This is a genomic window from Nitrospirota bacterium (assembly GCA_013388455.1).
Lineage (GTDB): Bacteria > Nitrospirota > Thermodesulfovibrionia > Thermodesulfovibrionales > SM23-35 > JACAFF01.
In genome coordinates this window covers 18,873-38,294 of the sequence record JACAFF010000017.1, presented here as the reverse complement: position 1 = coordinate 38,294, position 19,422 = coordinate 18,873, and the positions used below count along the sequence as shown (strand labels likewise).

At 36.5% G+C, this 19,422-nt stretch carries 21 protein-coding genes; 5 read left to right on the top strand and 16 right to left on the bottom strand.

Features of this window, described 5'->3' with window-relative positions; genetic code table 11:
- Positions 1-45 precede the first annotated feature (45 nt).
- The 8 genes from HXY53_04085 to HXY53_04050 form a co-directional block, all read right to left on the bottom strand.
- Entirely contained in the window at positions 46-1,371 is a 1,326-nt protein-coding gene (locus HXY53_04085; protein NWF75748.1) for a bifunctional folylpolyglutamate synthase/dihydrofolate synthase, read from the bottom strand.
- Positions 1,368-2,201 carry an acetyl-CoA carboxylase carboxyltransferase subunit beta gene (locus HXY53_04080; protein ID NWF75747.1) on the bottom strand — a complete coding sequence of 278 codons (834 nt, stop codon included), beginning with the start codon at positions 2,199-2,201 and terminating at the stop codon, positions 1,368-1,370. Before HXY53_04080 ends, HXY53_04085 begins: the two co-directional genes overlap by 4 nt.
- Positions 2,202-2,222: 21 nt before the next feature.
- Entirely contained in the window at positions 2,223-3,326 is a 1,104-nt protein-coding gene (locus HXY53_04075; GenBank protein NWF75746.1) for an HD-GYP domain-containing protein, read from the bottom strand.
- Entirely contained in the window at positions 3,323-4,099 is a 777-nt protein-coding gene (locus HXY53_04070; protein ID NWF75745.1) for a tryptophan synthase subunit alpha, read from the bottom strand. The genes HXY53_04075 and HXY53_04070 overlap by 4 nt, the downstream gene beginning before the upstream one ends.
- Positions 4,099-5,292: a tryptophan synthase subunit beta gene (trpB, locus tag HXY53_04065; protein NWF75744.1), complete on the bottom strand. Its 1,194-nt coding sequence runs from the start codon at positions 5,290-5,292 to the stop codon at positions 4,099-4,101. The genes HXY53_04070 and trpB overlap by 1 nt, the downstream gene beginning before the upstream one ends.
- Positions 5,293-5,435: 143 nt before the next feature.
- On the bottom strand, positions 5,436-6,812 hold the full coding sequence (locus HXY53_04060; protein NWF75743.1) for a fibronectin type III domain-containing protein: 1,377 nt from the start codon (positions 6,810-6,812) through the stop codon (positions 5,436-5,438).
- 17 nt (positions 6,813-6,829) lie between these two features.
- The gene (locus HXY53_04055; protein ID NWF75742.1) at positions 6,830-7,636 is read right to left on the bottom strand and encodes a FecR domain-containing protein; all 807 of its coding nucleotides are present in this window, start codon (positions 7,634-7,636) and stop codon (positions 6,830-6,832) included.
- Positions 7,637-8,959 (bottom strand): tetratricopeptide repeat protein, encoded by a 1,323-nt coding sequence (locus HXY53_04050; GenBank protein ID NWF75741.1) that lies wholly within the window; start codon positions 8,957-8,959, stop codon positions 7,637-7,639.
- Positions 8,960-9,061: 102 nt separating this feature from the next.
- On the opposite strand from HXY53_04050, the gene HXY53_04045 reads away from it, so the two are divergent.
- From HXY53_04045 to HXY53_04030, 4 genes are all read left to right on the top strand, one after another.
- Positions 9,062-9,493: a DUF3842 family protein gene (locus HXY53_04045; GenBank protein NWF75740.1), complete on the top strand. Its 432-nt coding sequence runs from the start codon at positions 9,062-9,064 to the stop codon at positions 9,491-9,493.
- Complete coding sequence (locus tag HXY53_04040) at positions 9,486-9,674, top strand: CooT family nickel-binding protein (protein NWF75739.1); 189 nt, start codon at positions 9,486-9,488, stop codon at positions 9,672-9,674. The genes HXY53_04045 and HXY53_04040 overlap by 8 nt, the downstream gene beginning before the upstream one ends.
- A gap of 104 nt (positions 9,675-9,778) precedes the next feature.
- Positions 9,779-10,234, top strand: a complete 456-nt coding sequence (locus HXY53_04035) for a hypothetical protein (protein NWF75738.1) — start codon at positions 9,779-9,781, stop codon at positions 10,232-10,234.
- Positions 10,231-10,887, top strand: a complete 657-nt coding sequence (locus tag HXY53_04030) for a YkgJ family cysteine cluster protein (GenBank protein NWF75737.1) — start codon at positions 10,231-10,233, stop codon at positions 10,885-10,887. Before HXY53_04035 ends, HXY53_04030 begins: the two co-directional genes overlap by 4 nt.
- A 209-nt stretch (positions 10,888-11,096) precedes the next feature.
- Here the strand turns inward: HXY53_04030 and panB are convergent, their stop codons facing one another.
- From panB to HXY53_03990, 8 genes are all read right to left on the bottom strand, one after another.
- Positions 11,097-11,897, bottom strand: coding sequence for a 3-methyl-2-oxobutanoate hydroxymethyltransferase (gene panB, locus HXY53_04025; protein NWF75736.1), 801 nt, complete (start codon positions 11,895-11,897; stop codon positions 11,097-11,099).
- Between the two features lie 20 nt (positions 11,898-11,917).
- On the bottom strand, positions 11,918-13,006 hold the full coding sequence (locus tag HXY53_04020) for a PAS domain-containing protein (GenBank protein NWF75735.1): 1,089 nt from the start codon (positions 13,004-13,006) through the stop codon (positions 11,918-11,920).
- 147 nt (positions 13,007-13,153) lie between these two features.
- Positions 13,154-13,930 (bottom strand): prepilin peptidase, encoded by a 777-nt coding sequence (locus HXY53_04015; protein ID NWF75734.1) that lies wholly within the window; start codon positions 13,928-13,930, stop codon positions 13,154-13,156.
- Positions 13,930-14,244 carry a hypothetical protein gene (locus HXY53_04010; protein ID NWF75733.1) on the bottom strand — a complete coding sequence of 105 codons (315 nt, stop codon included), beginning with the start codon at positions 14,242-14,244 and terminating at the stop codon, positions 13,930-13,932. Before HXY53_04010 ends, HXY53_04015 begins: the two co-directional genes overlap by 1 nt.
- Positions 14,245-14,256: 12 nt before the next feature.
- Entirely contained in the window at positions 14,257-16,344 is a 2,088-nt protein-coding gene (gene recG, locus HXY53_04005; GenBank protein ID NWF75732.1) for an ATP-dependent DNA helicase RecG, read from the bottom strand.
- Entirely contained in the window at positions 16,337-17,425 is a 1,089-nt protein-coding gene (nusA, locus tag HXY53_04000; protein ID NWF75731.1) for a transcription termination/antitermination protein NusA, read from the bottom strand. The genes recG and nusA overlap by 8 nt, the downstream gene beginning before the upstream one ends.
- Entirely contained in the window at positions 17,425-17,880 is a 456-nt protein-coding gene (locus HXY53_03995) for a ribosome maturation factor RimP (protein ID NWF75730.1), read from the bottom strand. The genes nusA and HXY53_03995 overlap by 1 nt, the downstream gene beginning before the upstream one ends.
- A 157-nt stretch (positions 17,881-18,037) precedes the next feature.
- Positions 18,038-18,244: a hypothetical protein gene (locus HXY53_03990; GenBank protein ID NWF75729.1), complete on the bottom strand. Its 207-nt coding sequence runs from the start codon at positions 18,242-18,244 to the stop codon at positions 18,038-18,040.
- 291 nt (positions 18,245-18,535) lie between these two features.
- On the opposite strand from HXY53_03990, the gene HXY53_03985 reads away from it, so the two are divergent.
- Positions 18,536-19,321: a dihydropteroate synthase gene (locus HXY53_03985; protein ID NWF75728.1), complete on the top strand. Its 786-nt coding sequence runs from the start codon at positions 18,536-18,538 to the stop codon at positions 19,319-19,321.
- Positions 19,322-19,422 lie beyond the last annotated feature (101 nt).

The window sequence follows — 19,422 nt, the reverse complement described above, 5'->3', positions numbered from 1 at the left end:
GGTGCTTATAGTTTAATTGAGGTATTTGTTTTTTTTCTCTTGTTTTCATTCGCGCAGATTTGTAAGAACTCCTTTCTGTCCGAGAACTTCCTTTGCTTCACCTATTGTATAAAAAGAGCCTGTTATCATAATAAGAGGATTCTGTTTTCTAAGAGCGAGTTGTGTGGCAGTTTCTATTGCATCTTTAACTGTTTGTGCAGTTTGCATATTGCTGAAACCCAATGATTTCGCAACTTGTTTAAGTTTTTCAGGGGATGCAGCTCTGCTATATGCAGGTGTTGTAAAGATAATCTCATCAGCTAAGGGGAGGAGGGGTTCCATAATTCCGCTGATATCTTTATCAGCCATTACACCGAGTATCATAATAATTTTTTTAAACCTGTTTTTAAAGGTTGTTTTTAATGTGTCTGAAAGAGCCTTTGCAGCAGAAGGATTATGTGCGCCGTCTATAAGAACAGGAGGATCAGCCGCAATAAATTCCAGCCTTCCGGGCCATTTGAGATCGCAGAATGCTTGCTTCACAGATGAGAGTAAAAGGTTTCTTTTAAGTTTCTCTGTTAAAAGAAGAACAGATTTAATTGCAATACATGAATTAATAAGCTGATGCTCTCCCGCAAGTGGAATAAAGATATCATCGATAGATGTTATATTATCAAAGTATTTCATAGTAATTCCTCTTATATCCGATGCCCTGATTAATCCTCCAAAATCTCTGCCATATATGTAAAGTGGCGAACCCATCAGATCAGCAGTTTTTTTTATCAACTTATCGGCAGGAATTTCTTGCCTGGCTGTTACAACCGGGATGCCTTTCTTGATAATACCTGCCTTCTCACGAGCGATATCTTCAAGAGAGTCGCCGAGAAATTCCCTGTGGTCAAAACTTATTGATGTAATAACAGAAACTTCTGGAAGTATTATATTTGTTGCATCGAGCCTACCGCCCATGCCAACCTCCATGACTGCTATGTCAATCTTTTTTTCTTTGAAATAGAGTATTGCCATTGCTGTTACTGTTTCAAAAAAGGTTGGCGAAAAATCCTCAATTTTTTCAACAACTTTTTTAATATGAGATGCGAGGCTGATTACCTCATTTTCAGTTATTTCATCTCCGTTAACCCTTATTCTCTCTGTGAAACTAACAAGGTGTGGTGAAGTAAAGAGCCCCACTTTTAAACCAGTTTTTTTAAGCAGCGATGCAATCATCGCTGAAGTCGAGCCTTTACCATTTGTTCCAGCAACATGAACGAAACGGAATGCTTTATGGGGATTATCGAGAGATGACATTAGCCGCTGAATATTCTCAAGTCCGAATTTAATGCCGTATTTCTGAAGATTGTAAAGATAATTGACTGTTTCGCTATAGCTCATAAAAGAAGTTCAAAGAGCTTAGCGATCGTATCCCTGAGGTTTTTTCTATCTACTATTATGTCAATGAGGCCATGTTCGAGAAGAAAATCAGCCCTCTGGAAATCATCTGGTAATGGTTGTTTAATAGTCTGCTCGATTACCCGTGGGCCGGCAAAACCAATCAGACTTTTAGGTTCAGCAATAATAATGTCTCCAAGACTTGCAAAACTTGCGGTAACACCTCCAAAGGTCGGGTCACATAATATTGATATATATAGAAGATCGGCATCTTTAAGTCTGGCTATTACAGAGGAAACTTTTGCCATCTGCATTAGTGAAAAGATTCCTTCCTGCATTCTTGCGCCACCTGATGATGAGACTGCAAGCAGTGAATGCCTTTCTTCAATAGCTCTCTCTGCAGCCCTTGCTACTTTTTCTCCGACAACAGATCCCATACTTCCGCCCATAAAGGAGAAATCCATAACAATAAGACTGATTGGATATCCTTTTATAAGTGCATTGCCAGAAATTACAGCATCTCTTAAATTAGTTTTTTTCTGGTTCTCTTTTAGCCTGTCTTTATAGGAAATCTTATCATTAAAATGGAGAGGATCAACAGATTCGAGCCCTTCATTGATTTCAACAAAACTTCCTTCATCAACAAGTAGCTTTAATCTTTCGCGTGCACTAATTCTGAAATGGTAATTGCATTTCGGACATACTTTGAGATTTTTTTCGATTTCTTTCTTATAAATAATCTCCTTGCATCCTTCACATTTAACCCACAAACCCTCTGGAATTTTCCCCTTTTTCTCTGCTTTTAATTCCTTTGTCTTTTTAAACCATGCCATATTGATTATATATATTGTTTTTTAAGATTTTTGTTGAAAACTCAATTCCCCTTTTTCCCATAGTTGTATGAAGATCTTAACAACATCCTTATCAAACTGAATCCCTGAATATTTTCTTAATTCTTCAAACGCAGTCTCAAGACTCAACGCCTTTCTATAAGGTCTATCTGTAGTCATTGCATCAAAGGTGTCTGCAACTGATATGATTCGTGCTATGAGCGGGATATCACCGTTTTTCAGTTTGTCAGGATATCCTTTTCCGTCAATTCTTTCATGATGATTCCTGACTCCAGGAATGATATCTTTTAGATGTTTTATATGACCGAGTATTTCTGCTCCATATTCACAATGCATGCACATTTTCTCATTTTCCTCAGGGCTGAGTCTGTCTTCTTTCAGAAGAATACTGTCTTTAACTCCGATTTTTCCTACATCATGTAAAATTGCAGCAAGCTTAAGATTATCAAGATCATTTTTCGAAAGTCCCATGGCTTTCCCGATACTGTAACTGTAGTTCATTACCCTGCGCGTATGGCCTCCTGTATATGGATCCCTTTTTTCTATTGTCTCTGCAAGAGCTTCTGCTGTGCTATAGAATGTTTCTTTCAATTTCTGATAAAGATTTGCGTTTTCGATTGCAATTGCAACCTGATTTGAGAGGGCTATTAGTATTTCTTTATCATCTTCGTTAAAAGATCCATTTTTTTTATTAATTGTTTCAAGTACCCCAAGGATGCAGTCTTTTGACTTGACAGGAGTACATATCATATTTTTTGTAATGAATTTACTTTTTTCATCAGCTGTTTTCAAAAATCTCGGGTCTGATTGAACATCATGAATAATTATTGACTCCCCACTCTCTGCAACCCATCCTGCGATACCTTCCCCTTTTTTGAGTCTTATTTTTTTAAGCACATCACCTTTTTCTCCGAGAGCAACCTCAAAGAAGAGTTCTCCTGTTTCCGTGTCAATCAGCAACAGGCTACCTGTCTCAGCATCCAGAAGTTTAACAGCAGCCTCAATAGTTCGCTTTCTTATCTCATTGGTATCAAGTGTCGAATTAATCAGTGAGGAAAGTTCTATAAGTGTATTTAATTGTTCGAGCTTTTTTATGAGATCGTTCATTGTATAGCCTCGCGCAGACTTATAAGATAATTTTTTAATTCAAGAGGACTTTCATGAAGCTTTTTGATAATGGCACTTCCTATAATGATACCATCAGAGATCCGTGAGACAGCAGTAGCCTCTTCCGGAGTAGAAATCCCAAAACCTACTGCAACCGGTTTATTCGTGTATTTCCTTATATTTGATATTAATAAGTCCATTGAGCCATCGAAAAGAAGAGATGCTCCTGTTATGCCAGTTATAGAAACATAGTATATAAAACCACTTGATGCCTTTATAACTTTTTTTATCCTGCTTTCTGTAGAGGTTGGCGCAAGCAGGAAAATTGTGTCTATTTTTGCATGTTTTGCAAGTTGAATGAAATCTGTTGCTTCATCTGGTGGTAGATCAGGAATGATAACACCGTTCACACCACTGTCGTTTGCATCCCTGATAAAATCCTGAATACCATATTTAAAAACCGGGTTAAAGTATGTCATAAGCACGATTGGAATATGGAGATTTTGTCTTATGTTTCTAACAAAAGAAATTATTTTTCTTAAGGTAATACCATTTTGTAATGCACGTTCTGACGCACGCTGGATTGTTGGCCCATCTGCTAATGGGTCAGAAAAAGGCACTCCCAACTCCACAATATCCGCCCCACATTCTTTAAATAAATGAAGAATTTCTTCTGTTTTTTCAATAGAAGGATCGCCAGCCATAATATAGGGAATGAAAGCCTTTCTTCCTTCTATCTTAAGCCTGCTGAATGTTTTTGCGATTGCTGGCATTAAAATGCTATTCCCTTGATCTGTGCGACATGCTGTACATCTTTGTCACCTCGACCTGAAAGATTTACAATTACAATTTTTTCATGTGAAAGATCAGGAGCACGTTTTATTGCCTCTGCGAGTGCATGTGCTGATTCCAGTGCTGGTATTATTCCTTCAGTTTCTGACAGTAGCTCAAAAGCATTCAATGCCTCATCATCAGTTGCATATGTATAAATAATACGTTTAAGGTCTCTCAGATATGAATGTTCTGGGCCTATGGATGCATAGTCGAGTCCAGCTGAGACAGAATGAGTCTCGAGAACATTTCCGTTATCATCTTGAAGAAGATAACTTTTGCAACCTTGAAATACACCGAGAGAACCGCCTGCAAATCTTGCTGCATGTTTGCCTGTTTCGATTCCCATGCCTCCTGCTTCGACACCAATCATTGTTATATCTTCTTTTTCAAGGAATTCGTGAAAAATTCCCATTGCATTACTCCCTCCACCGACACAAGCAATAATATAATCAGGCAATCTATTTTCAGCATCAAGGATTTGTTTCCGAGCCTCTTTACCAATAACTGATTGAAATTCTCTAACCATAATCGGAAATGGATGAGGTCCAAATACAGTTCCAAGGACATAGTGAGTGTTTCTGACATTAGTCGTCCAGTCTCGTAAGGCTTCATTGATGGCATCCTTAAGAGTTCTCGAACCTGTAGGAACTTCTGTTACCTTAGAACCAAGCAATTTCATTCTGAAAACATTTAAGGCCTGACGTTTCATATCAACAGAACCCATATAGATTTCGCACTCGAGCCCTACAAGTGCAGCAGCAGTTGCTGTGGCAACTCCATGCTGTCCTGCCCCTGTCTCTGCAATTACTCTTTTCTTTCCCATCTTTTTTGCAAGTAGTACCTGACCAACTGCATTATTAATCTTATGTGCACCAGTATGTGCAAGGTCTTCACGCTTCAAATAGATCTTTGGACCTTTAAGATGTTCAGAAAACCTTTTTGCAAAATAAAGCGGGGTGGGTCTGCCTATATAAGTTTTCCGTAATTGGTTGAGTTCATTTAAAAAGTCCCTGTCTTTTTTATAGTAAAGAAAAGCATCTTCAAGTTCGCTGAGTGCTGGCATAAGTGTCTCTGGAACAAATTTCCCACCATATATTCCAAAATAACCCTTTTTATCAGGTAAACTTTTAATATGTCCTCCCTTTTAACTGACTAAATATTATATCCGATATCATCAGAAATATTGAATAATTCAGTAAGACAAGAATAAATAGAGTTAAAAAAGGAAAACTTTTTAAGGAAATATGTGTAAATGATTTTCGAAACTGCGATCTATTAATAACAATTAGATAAAGGAGGTGGATTTGTACAATATAAACCACTGCATGCTGTATTGTTTGTCTCATTTATTTCAGGTATAGTGTTTTCAGGATCAACTCGGATTATATAAGTGTTATACCAGATATCTTCAACTGAGAGATAAACATAGTTTCTGGCTGAAATTGAAATAGTAAATGTTTCGCAATAGGAAATTCCATAATAAGTATCTTCATACTGAACCACAACTAATATGTTAGAAAGAGGCACTGAACTTATGTTATTAACCTTAAAACTTATAAAATATCCATTACCAAATACATCACTTGGATAAAGATCAGGAAGTGGTTTGGCTGACTTCTCTATGGTATTTGAGTCAACATTTCCGTCGCTGTCCATTGCTCTCACAACAAAATAATACATTCTATTTGTTATTAGATTCCTTACAGTATATTGAGTTGATCCTGGAGTGGTGATAAAGTTTGGCTCTGTAAAGTTTTCTCCACCTGGTGTTGTTGCCATATAGATTAAATAAATGATCTCTGATGATGGGGTTGAATCATCTGTTGCAGGTTCCCATGACAATGTTATTGCGGTTTCTGAGACTGCGGATGCAGAAGTTATACCATTAAAAACAGGTGCGGCTAAATCTATTGAAAGCACATCGGTATTCGTATCAATATTTCCAGCTTCATCTTTTGCCCTGATGAGGAAATAATATATAATACCCCGCGTTAAGCCTGTAATTATATAAGACGTTGCACCAGGTTCTGTAACATATGTTGGTTGCATCGCATCTTGTGCTGAGAGTTTATTAGTTGCTTCCGAAAAGTTGAAAGGTTCGGTTTGTTGATAAATAAGATAGACAATTTTATCCTGTGGGGTTACATCATCAATAGCTGGTTCCCATGATAATGATACAGATGTCTCAGATATTTTTTCCAAAGATTTTGCGCCGATAAAAGCAGGCACATTCTGATCCAGTGATACCATGACTATAGTAATATTTACAGGTGACCCATTGAGGTCAGCATATGAATCTCCTGTGTAAATAAGGAGGTTGTTTATATTATATGCTTCTACTACAAAATGTCTGTTTAAGCCATTCGGGACTATGAATGATTCAGAGATGCTCTCCTGTCCGGAAATAGATACGGTTTTTTCGATAGTATTCATATCCGGTGCTGAAATTTCAAATCTTATAGTTGTCACATGTGATGGTATAGTTGTAGCGGTAGATGGCTGGTTACCAGCAGATTGGGCTATCCTTGTTTCGCCTAAGTTTATAGTTACCTTTGTCATTCCGGAGCTATCAGATGATAAACTTCCATCACCTCCGCAAGAGATATTAATGGTAATTAAAGCAAGAATTAATAGAATATATATTTTTTTCATAGTTATCATCTGATTTCTCATGGGAATTCCACATCAATTTTAACGGGGGTGGTATTCGGTCCTGTTTCTACTCCTACAGGTTGTTGATCAAAGGGAGGGGGGATATCTGTTGAAGTTATACCCTCCGTTCCTTCAGGAGTTATTGCTCTTGGTAAGACTATTATCTCAGCCGGCCCGGGTATAGAGAGTTCTGTATAAATTTCTGTTTCTTTTAAAAGCCTTTCTATTTCTCCAGCTGGTGCTAAGAAAGGTTGAGTGAGTGGTTCTCCTTCAAAAACTATTATCATCATGTGAGGCGTAAGAAGAAAGCTTCCTGTTATTTCTGGAGATGAACTTTTAACAATAAATTCTCCCTCAAGACATATAAAAATAGTGAACTTTTTACCATCTTTTATCCCTGCTTCGGAAAGTATAGCTGTCCCTCTTGCTGCTGCCACTGCTGTTGGTGTGTGAATCTCAAAACTTGTCTTCCCTACAATGGAACGCATTTTTCCTTCAATGAGATTAACGACAGATTTATTTCCTTTTTCCTTACCATAGACGAATTCTTTGATGATTACTCTTGATTTCTCGCCAAGTGTCAGGACACTGTCATCTATAAATAGCATTTTTACTCTCGAAGCTTCAAGTGTTGAAACAGTATCGTGTAGAAGAACACCATCTCTAAGTTTAGCCTCAAATGATTTTTTATCTCTTTCTACTATTGCCTTGCCCCTTATAGCAACAAAAGAACCAATGTCAACCTTTGCGTCAGCATTTTGATAAATGAATAATGCAATAAATACTAAAATAAAAGTCATTGTAATACATCTACAAGTCTTCATTTAAAACCTCATATTAATGAAAAAGCTTGTTATAGCTCGATCATAATCAAATATATCGATATTTGATTTATTTTTTGTATAAAATTGACCTATTGTCAAACTAAATATATTGGATAATTCTTTTATAATTAAAAAAGATGCTGTGCTGATATCATCTTCTCTCTCTATCGTTTCAGAAGGATAGATTCCTTCGTAATCTTTATTATAGTATTCGCCCGAAAGATTTATAATAAGATTATGCAATAAATTAATCTGAACACCTATTAAACCCTTATTACCGGTATAGTCCCAGAAATCCTTACTTGTTGAATCTTTATCATACTGGTAACTAATCTGTAACCTGACCGAGCTTCCCAATGGAATTTCCTGTGTTATTCCAACAAGATTATTGAAACCAGTCCTATCTGAATTTTCTTCAAATAACTCTGTATCCATGAAATGTGTCTTTAAGTATCTATATGTAATGATTGTAGAGAATCCTTTACCTTGAGATAAAATAAGCATTGGAGAAAAAGAATGTGAATAATCGTATGAATCACCTCCGACGCTTACGTGCTGAAAAGCATATTGACCCTTAAATGTTATAATTGATGAGAGTCTGTAAGTAGGTTCAAGCTTTATCAGATGGCTGGTTGTATTGAAATCAGAAAGTTTGGCATAGAAATTTTGATATAGATTATATCCTGTGAGAACATTAAATTTTCCCCCAATAACGAAATTATAAATACCTTTGAGATATAATACTGCTTTCCAGTCTGATTCCTGTGAAATTCCTTCAGGTAGTGGGTTATCTTCTGCATTGAGAATAACATTAGAATCATATTGTCCACCAACAGATATGCTCAGTCCCCATTGTTTGGTTTTTTCTTTTTGTTTGATAGAATTTAGATATTCATTTGCACTTGCTGATATTTCTGTATCTGGCGCGATTGTTATTGCAGTTTTAAAGTAGTCTTCTGCCTCATCAAAAAGTGCTTTTTTATAATATAGTATCCCGAGCTCAAGATTTGTTCGCGGATTTTCTGGATTTAAAGAAAGTGCTTTTTTCAGAACTCCCTCAGCATCTTCATTTCCTGTCCGGCTGAGTGCTATACCGAGGTATAAATTTGCCTCTTCATCTTGAGATCTTGACTGTAAGATATTTCTCAGATCTTGAATTGCTTCTTCATATTCACGATTTTCTATCTTATTTACAGCCTTAGTAATTGTTTGTTCATAAATGGTATCAACTTCCTCTGCATGAACTATTGAGGCAAAATAAAAGAAGAATACTGGAATAAAAAGGATTGTAAAAATAAAAAATAAAGGATACTTTTTGTTCACCTTAATAATCCTTTTGTTTAATTAATTATATGTATTTAAAAGAGTAAGTCAAGAAAAATCTACAATTTGACATGGTAGACAATATATTTTTATACTTATCATGTGTTCAGAATAGCAGTTATTGACGGACAGGGTGGCGGAATCGGGAGTCTCATTGTAAAGAGGCTTAAAGATGAATTCGGTGATGAAATCGAGATTTTTGCTCTTGGGACTAATGCTGCTGCAACTTCAGCCATGATGAAGTCAAGAGCGAATAAAGGTGCTACAGGAGAAAATTCTATTGTAAGGAATGCAAATAAATTTAATATTATTATAGGTCCTTTGAGCATAGTCCTTGCAAATGCAATGTTAGGGGAATTGACACCAAAGATGGCAGAGGCAGTTGCATCATGCGACGCTAAAAAAATACTATTACCTCTGAATCAGGAAGGTATTGAAATTATAGGGGTCGACAGAGAGCCCCTTCCGCATATGATAGAGAAAATTATTGAGACAGTAAGAAAGGATCTTGGAAAGGAGAAAGAAAATGTGTGAAGCTAATGCCTATATATATGAAGATGGAAAAGAATTGCTTTACCTCGAAAGTGTAGACATTATGAGGCCTGAAGAAGGCAAAATATATTTGCGAAGCCTTTTCGGAGAACAGAAGGTTTTCGAGGGAGAAATAAAGGAAATATCACTCTTAAATCATAAAATTGTTCTTAAGAAAAAATAAAATTTTCGCCTTCTTAATATCAACTCAATTTCTGAATCAAAATAAACTACTTAACCCCCATATTCCCTTTGCCGAGAGCTGGCTAAGTAGATGTGGTTTAAATTATGCAAGACAGGACAACCGAGATTTTTCTTAGAGTAAGAGAGAACTTTGCTGATGTGAGGGAAAAGGTTTCACTTATAAAACCTTATTTTGAACTTATGTGCTTTACAACAGCCTGGGCACTCAAGCTTGAGGAATTCAAAAAAATTCTGGGGTTTACTCCTGAGTTTCTTTACGAGAGTAAAGAGCAAGTATATGCCATATCAGTTCTTTACCGTGTAGATGATGATATTACAACTGCAGTCATTGCACATGAATTTGCACAAATCGTGGCCAGAGAGCAGAATATTTCTGACCATGAGCATATTGACGAAATATGTGTGCAGCGAGGATTCGGTGAACAGCTTTTATACTCACTTGAAAATGATCTTCTTACAGGCATGTCAGATAGAGATTTTGTTTTAAGAGAAGGACTTTCAGCGAGAATAGAGAATTTGAAGCGTATCTTAAAGAAATGAATTTTTACCGTCAAAGGAGAAAAGAAAAAAGCTTAAGGTCATACTGTATAAGGTGTGGAACATGTTGTAAAAGAGGTGGCCCGGTTTTGCATGATAAGGACAAAGCAATATTATTGGCAGGATATGCTGGTCATCAGCATCTTGTAACATTGAGAAAAGGAGAGATGGTGTATGACCCTGTTACAAGAAAGCTGGGGAAAAACCAGAAAGAATTATTAAAAGTATTGGGTAAAAATGAAAACTGGTCTTGTATTTTTTTCAGTGAAAAGGATTCATCATGTAAGATTTACAGACATCGGTTTATAGAATGTCGTCTGCTTAAGTGTTGGGACCCTTCGGACTTGATAAGTATAATAGGAAAAGATAACCTTTCCCGTGCAGATATTATCAATCCTGATGATCCCATTCTGGATATTATTAAGGCTCATGAGCAACAATGCTCTTGTGACGAATTTAGTAATCTTGTATCACTTATAAAACGAGGCAAAGATTATAAAAAGAATCTCGAATTATTATCTGAACTTGTAAAAAGAGATATTACTATCCGTGAGTATGCAAAAAATGAATTGGGGCTTAAAGTGGAGTTCGAACTTTTTATATTCGGTAGACCATTTACTGATATGCTTAAGACACATGGTATTTCTATTCGCTAATTTAGCCAATTTTATTCATTCATAAATTCTTAATATATATACAGGACATAGTATTTAACCCGAAAAATGCGATTAAAAAATCTATAAAGCCTGACTTTAATTCTCCCCTTGCCAAGGGGGGACGAAGGGGGGATATCGAGTTAACGAAATTTTCGAGCAATATCTGCATTATTTGGCTTAATCATAGTTTATAAATAATCAGGGTTAGGTTATTTGAAACTCTGTTCTTCTGAAGGGAAGATGCCGTTTTCGACCTCTTCCTTATATGTTTTAATTGCCTTTAATGCTTCTTCTTTCAGATTTACATATCGTTTTGCAAATTTTGGTAAAAACCTCTCAAATAGACCCAGAACATCATGTAAGACGAGAACCTGACCATCACAATATGGCCCTGCGCCAATACCAATAGTTGGTATGGAGATTGAATCGGTAATAGTTTTCGCAAGTTTCATAGGTATCGCCTCAAGAAGTAGTGAACAAGCTCCAGCATCCTCGGCAATATGAGCTTCTTCAATTAATCTTCTCGCAGCTTCTTCAGTTTTACCCTGAACTCTATACCCACCCATTCTGTGAATGGACTGAGGTGTGAGGCCGATATGTGCCATAACAGGAATATCTGATTTCGTCATTCTTCTGATATGTTCAGCCACTTCGGCCCCACCTTCTATTTTCACACAGGTAGCCCCAGCTTCTTTTATAAATCTGCCTGCATTTCTTACCCCTTCTTCTATGCTTGCTTGATAAGACATAAAAGGAAGGTCGCCGATGATCATTGCATTATTTACTGCTTTTGAAACAATTTTAGTATGATATATCATTTCATCCATCGTCACCGGCAAAGTGTTTTCAAGTCCTTGCACAACCATACCAACGGAATCACCCACTATAATACCATCTATTCCCGCCTCGTCAACTATCCGTGCAAAAGGATAATCATATGCAGTAATCATCGTAATCTTTCTTTTTTCACTCTTTTTTTTAAGAAGATCAAGAATTGTTATTTTTGACATAGTTTGCTCCTTTTTTAGGGTTATTTTATAGGGAATCTGATTCTGAATGTAGTCCCTTTTTCATTGCTTGTGACAGAAATACTGCCTCCGTGGGAAATAATAATCTTGTGGACAATAGCAAGACCAAGTCCTGTACCTTTTTCTTTTGTAGTAAAAAATGGCAAAAAGATTTTGTCAATTATATTCTCTGAAATTCCATGACCTGAATCTGAAATAGATACATTGAGATAATCATCCTTATCCGCAGTTATTTTCAGTTCACCACCTTGAGGCATTGCTTCGGTCGAGTTCTGTATAAGATTTGTGAATGCCTGTCTGAGAAGAACTTCATCACCTTTAATTAAAGGTATTTCCTGAAAATTTAGAAAAAATTTAATATCAGTTCTTTCTTCCCTTAATGAAGAAATACATTTCTCTATAAGTGACTTAAGATCAATATTAGAAATTGTAAGTTCAAGAGGTTTTGCAAATGAGAGAAAATCCGTAATAATTCTGTCCATTACTGATATCTCTTTTGATATAGCTCCGACCGTAGCTTTCATGGATTCATCCACTTTTTTATAAAGAAGTTTTGTATATCCTGCAATTACTGCCATCGGATTCCTTAACTCGTGAGCGATGCCGGCTGATATTTCACCAAGACTGGCGAGTTTATCCCTCAATTCCATTTGAGCCTCGAATGACTTGAGATGGGTAAGATCGGTAAAAACGAGGATCTGACCTATTGTCTTTCCCTCCTTGTCTTTTAGTGGGGAAATTGTAAGCCCCAACCATATCCTTTTGCCTGAGTTTGTTTTATAACTTATTTCACCCCTTTCTGTGATTTTTCTTTCATTTAGCATATCAGTAATCGGTTTGTTCAAAACTTCTTCATGATATTTGCCTATGATGCTCTTTCCATCCATTTCGAGTATCTTTTCAGCAGATTGATTAACCTTTGTAATCCTCAGATTGTCATCAAAGCTTATAACCCCACTTGGAACACTCTGAAGAATATTTTCATTATAACCTTCGATTGCAGTAGCCCTATCTTCAGCTTTTTTGCGAAGAATCTCGAGTTCTTTTTCCTTCTCTTTCAGCTTGGCTACAAGTTCATGAAAGGTGTCCACGACGAAGCCTACTTTTGAGAGATCCTTTTGATCTAAATTCTTTTTTCTACTGTATACTTTAAAAAAAGCCCTTATTAGAAAGAAAGATATGAGTGCCAGGATAAGTAAAATAATAGAATTGAAAAAAATAAACTCAATATTCATAAATTATCTGTAAAAATAAAAGTTAAACATCTCCTGTCCATAAAACAGGGTTGCAAGTGTTCCAAGGGCAAGGAATGGTCCAAAGGGAATTTTAGTCTTGCGACCTTTTCCTCTGAATATCATGAGAAATATTCCAAAGATTGCTCCTGCAAGACTGCCAATAAATGTAGTCAGGAGTACAGATTTCCATCCCATTATAGCACCGACCATTGCCATCATTTTGATGTCTCCTCCTCCCATTCCACCTTTGCTTAATACTGCAATAGCATAAAATAATCCACCCCCTGTCAGGAAGCCAATAATGGATGCTTTCCATCCAAGAAGAGAGTATCTCAGGAAAGGATCAAAGAGAAAAAAGGAACCTGTAATAAGTCCTATAACTATGCCCGGTAAAGTTATTCGGTCGGGTATTATCTGGAATTCAAGATCTATGAAAGTTATCACAATCAGTGTAGAACAAAAAAGACAATAGATGAGCATATGCCATCCTATTCCGAATCTCCAGAGTATAAATACATATAATAATGCATTCAGTAATTCAACAAGTGGATATCTCAGCGATATTCGTTTTTTACAGATTCTACATCTTCCTCGAAGGAAAAAATAGCTGAGTAATGGTATATTATCAAAGGCGTTTATTGGTGTATTACAGGAAGGACATCTTGATGAAGGTGTAATAATCGAAAGATTTCTTGGAATTCTATAAATGCAGACATTAAGGAAAGAACCAACGATAGAGCCAAGTAAAAAGCTTAATATATATGGAATAAAATACTCAATCAAGGTTCTATTTTACTTATTTCCGAAGCCTTCTTCTTTGTGGCTTCTATTTCGCTATTAATCCGTTCGATTTCAATAAGTGCTTCCGAGATAATTCTGTCATTAATTATAGACCGTTCGGATTGTTGTCTTAATTCAAATACTCTACGACCGATTACTTTCATCAATTCATCTTTTTTTTCAGCCAGTTGTTCAGACTGATGAAGCAGTTTCATTACAGATATCTCTATCTTCAGTCTTTCCGACAGAGCTGATGAAAACCATTTGAGTTTTTTGATACCATTGTCGAAATTATTTTTTAAACGTTGCCACATGGCGATTTTACCTTAACCTGTTTTAAACAATTCTATCTTTCCATGCCAGAACTGTTCAAGTGAATTCTTCAGGCTGGGAAAACTGAGCAACTCAGGGTCTATATCAATTATATTGAATGCTTCTTTTCTTGCTTCGTTCAGAAGTGAAGCATCTCTTACAATATTGGCGATTTTGAGATCAGGCACACCTGATTGACGTGTACCAAAAAACTCTCCTGGACCTCTGATGGCTAAATCCTCTTCGGCAATCTTAAAGCCATCATTTGTCTTAACCATAATATTCAATCTCCTCTTAGCCTCCTCGCCATATGGTTCATATGCAACAAGTATACAATAAGATTTATGCGAACTTCTTCCTATTCTGCCCCTTAGTTGATGAAGCTGTGAGAGTCCGAATCTTTCAGCATGTATTATAACCATAAGGGTGGCATTAGGCACATCTACTCCGACCTCTATCACAGTTGTGCTGACAAGTATCTGTATTTCCCCATGTTTGAATGCTGTCATGATTGTTTCTCTTTCAATAGCCTTCATTTTTCCATGAATCAGGCCTATCTTGAGATAGGGGAATACTTTTTCGAAGGCTTTTTTCCCTAAGATTGCAGACTTTAAATCGATTTTTTCAGACTCTTCTATTATAGGATATACAACATAAACCTGTCTTCCCTTTTTGACTTCTTCTTTTATGAGTCTGTAAATATATTCCTTTTGTGATGATTTAACAAGTATTGTAGTTATAGGTCTTCTGTTTGGAGGAAGTTCGTCAATAATTGAGTAATCTAAATCTCCATAAAGTGTAAGAGAAAGTGTCCTCGGGATAGGTGTGGCAGTCATGACAAGAACATCAGGATTAATCCCTTTTTTTCTTAATAGAGACCTCTGTATAACTCCGAATCTGTGCTGTTCATCTATGACTACAAGTCCAAGCTTCGAAAAAGTTACTGACTCTTGAATTAATGCATGTGTGCCAACAATGATGTCGACCTCACCAGCAGCTATCTTATCGAGTGGTCTATCCTTTTTGCTACCAGTCAAAAGGCATATTTTAAGTCCGAGATCTTCTAACAGTTTATATATATTGAGATAGTGCTGTTCTGCAAGAATTTCTGTTGGGGCCATCAGAGTTGATTGATAGCCGCATTCTGTTGCCACGAGCATTGCCATTAAAGCAACTACTGTTTTACCACATCCCACATCGCCCTGAATAAGCCTATTCATTGGATTTGGTTTTTTCATATCTCTGAGAATTTCATTGAATATTTTTTTCTGAGCCATGGTTAGTTTGAATGGAAGTATCTCAATGAATTTTCTCAAGAGTTTTCCTTCAGGATTGAAGGAGATGCCTTTTTCTTGTGTAAAGCCTTTTTTCATAACTGCAAGGCCAAGTTCGAGCATAAAAAGTTCATCAAAAGAAAGTCTTCTGTGATATTCTGTTGCCCATCTATTTAGGATTTCGATATCGGTGACTGAACTTGGGAAATGGACCTCTGATATACTTTTTGATAAATCCGGTAAGGTATTCCTTTCCCTTACCTCCTTAGGCAAATGATCACAAAGTGTTTTTGTAAATGTATTGATGATGTTGTATAGTATTGACCGCATCTGTCTTACAGACAGTCCACTTGTCACTCTGTATATCGGTACAATACGGTTCATATGAATAGAGATATCTTCATCGGTAATAATCTCATATTCAGGATTGTCCATTTCAAAGCCAATCCCCCAATAAGGATTTCTTTTTACAATGCCGCAGAGTAAAATTTCCTGCCCCAATTTAAAAATTTTCTTCATATAAGGCTGGTTAAACCATTTGCCTTTCAGAATGCCGCTTCCGTCATAGATAGTCAGCTCAAATATTTTCAAGTTTTTGCCTGGCAATTTTATGACCTCAGCAGAAACTATTTTACCTGCCGCAGTTTCAAGACTGCTATATCTCAAGTCGCTTATTTTACGAATGTTACTTCTGTCTTCATATCGGTAAGGGAGGTAATATAATGCATCTTTTACTGTTTTGATGCCGAGACGAGTTAGGAGTTTTGCACGATATGGGCCTACACCCTTTATATACTGGATTTGAAAATCTGAAGGGTCCTTATCCATCAGCAGAAGGAGGTGAAAATGTCTTATCCGCCTCTTCTATTCTCATTTTGGAATATTCTGTTTCGCTAATGATATCAATATCCCAGCCGGTTAGTTTCATCGCAAGTCTAACATTTTGGCCTTTTTTACCTATTGCAAGGGATAGTTGTTGGTCATTAACGACTACCATTGCTGTTTTTGTATCCTCGTTTATGCCAATTCTGTCCACTGATGCAGGACTGAGTGCTCTTGCAACGAGTTCTCTTGGATCATCTGTCCATGGAATGATGTCTATTCTCTCACCGCGGAGTTCTCTTACAATAGATTGAACACGTGTGCCTTTCATTCCCACGCAAGCACCGACAGGGTCAATAGAAGGATTCTTTGAATAGACTGCAATTTTTGTCCTTTCACCCGGTTCTCGTACTATGTTCCTGATTAGTACAAGCCCTTCATTTATTTCAGGGACCTCCATTTTGAAAAGGGCTGCGACAAACTGTGGGCTTGTCCTTGTTACCAGAATTGCAGGGCCTTTTGGAGTAATTCTTACATCTTGTATTAAAGCTCGTATGTTATCTCCTCTTTTGAGATTCTCATTGGGAAGCATTTCTTTAAGAGGCAGTATTGCTTCTGTTTTCCCGAGATTTAAATAAAAAAATCCTTTTTCTTTTCTCATTACAACACCGCTTACTATCTCACCTGTCTTATCTTTGAATTCGTTATAGATTACATCTCTCTCAGCTTCTCTTACCCTTTGGAATATAACCTGTTTTGCAGTCTGAGCAGCGATTCTGCTGAAATCGTGAAAATTCAATGGTATATTGATAGTGTTTCCTACCGATGCTTCAGGTGAAATTTTGTTTGCATCTTCCAATGAGATTTCCTCGTCCTTATTTGATACTTTTGATACAATATACTTTGTTTCAAACACCAATATATCACAGGTCTTTGGATCTATCTGCAGATTAATATTTGTCCTACCTCCAAACCTCTTCCTTACAGCAGAAAGTAGGGCTGAACGCAGTGTTTCAATTAGCGTCTCTCTCGAAATGCCCTTTTCTCTACTTATTTGGTCAATTACAAAACAAAGCTCTTTGGACATTATACTTCTATCTCCAGCCGTGCTTTCGATATTTTTTCAAATGGGATTTTAATTTCCTTCCCATGTACTATTAATTTTACATAATCATCATTTATTTCTGATATATATCCGATAAAAAAATTTTGATTTTCAATTTTTTCTGTTGTTATGATACGTGCCAATTTTCCCAAACTAATCTGAAAATCCCTGATATTTTTTAGAGGTCGGTCGAGACCAGGTGAAGAAATTTCAAGTGTGTAAGAACCAGGGATTGGATCTTCAATATCGAGCAGAGCCCCGAGACGCTTACTGAACCTTTCACAGTCATCAAGTGTAATACCACCCTCTTTATCAATAATCACTCTTAGTAAAATTTTTCCAGTCCCGAGCAGCTCGATGTCAAAGATTTCAACTCCATATTCTTCAGCAACCTGAGTTGCTAATTCTTTTATTTTCTGTTTCGTTTCTTGAATCATTTATGAAATTACCTGTTAATAGTAGTATATAAAACAAAAGAGTGGGTAAACCCACTCTTTAAATTAAAAATCGTAGGATAATTGTAAAATACCAGTTTTTGTAATGAAAAAGCAATTAAAAAGAAGGGCAGTTATACTGCCCTTCTTTGTTAAATTGCTATTTGCCTGCTGGAGCTTCAGCTGGCTTCTCAGGAGCTGGAGCTGGAGCCTGCTCAGGAGCTGGAGCTGGAGCTGGTGCCTGCTCAGGAGCTGGAGCTGGAGCTGGTGCTGGTGCCTCAGGCTTTGGTGTTTCAGCTGGTTTGCACCCTATTGTAAATGCTACCATTAAGGCTAATGATAAGATTAACGCTATAATTTTCTTCATTAAATTTTCACCTCCTTCCAAATTTCAAAACGTAACATAAAAGATAGTATAAACGTCTACCTTTGTCAATATTATTTCTGCGATTTTATAATTATTTTTAGAAAATAATCAAGGATATTTTTAACAATTGCTTATAGAAGTTCTTTACCTGAAAAATGTTTTTATGTTATTGTTTTTGACTTATGCATTTTATTGAGGTTTCATAATTTTGAAAATCAAGTTTGAAAATCAAGATTGTCTGGTATACAATTTTTGGATTACCCAGAAAATCAGAAAGGAGCATATTTAGTTATGCTTATCATTGGAGAAAAATTAAGTATCATTGCTAAAAGAGTAAGAGAAGCATTATTGAAAAAGGATAAAGGACCGATACAGGATATTGCTATATCACAGTGGAAAGCTGGCGCGGGAATGATAGACGCAAATATCGGACCTGCTGAAGACCAAGGCGAAGAAATGATGCAATGGATGGTAACTACAATACAAGAAGTAGTCCCTTTGCCCGTTTGTCTTGATACAACAAATTATAAAGCAATTGAAGCTGGGCTAAAGGTGCATAATAATCAGTGGGGCAGGCCTCTTATCAATTCAACATCAAATGATCCCGAAAGGTTTCCGATGCTCGAACTTGCAGCAAAGTATAATTCTCAGATAATAGGTCTTACTGTTGGAAAAGGAGGTTTGCCTGCAGATGCAGAAGAAAGAGCTGCTTTAGCAGCAGAAATTATGGCAAGAACTTCAGAATATGGTGTTCCTCTTGAAGACTTATATCTGGATCCTCTGGTGTTGCAAGTGGCAACTTCCCAGGACCATGCATTGAAGGTCATAAAGGCTGTCAGGATTTTTCAAGAACTTAATGATCCACCAATGAAAACAGTAGTAGGTCTTAGTAATGTATCGAATGGGTGCCCAAAACACATAAGGCCGATATTAAATAATCATTTCCTTTCACTTTTGATGTATGAAGGTTTGACTGCTGTTATTGCTGATCCTCATGAGATTACTCCAACAGTAAAGACTATTAATGTCATTATGGGAAGGACTCTTTATGCTCATTCTTATTTAGAGATACATTAGGATTATTTATCAGAGTGTAAAAAATGGGCTAATAAAAAATTGCATACTCATACTTTAATTTATTAAAATAAAGTTTCTTAATGAATTATTAAAATTGCTAA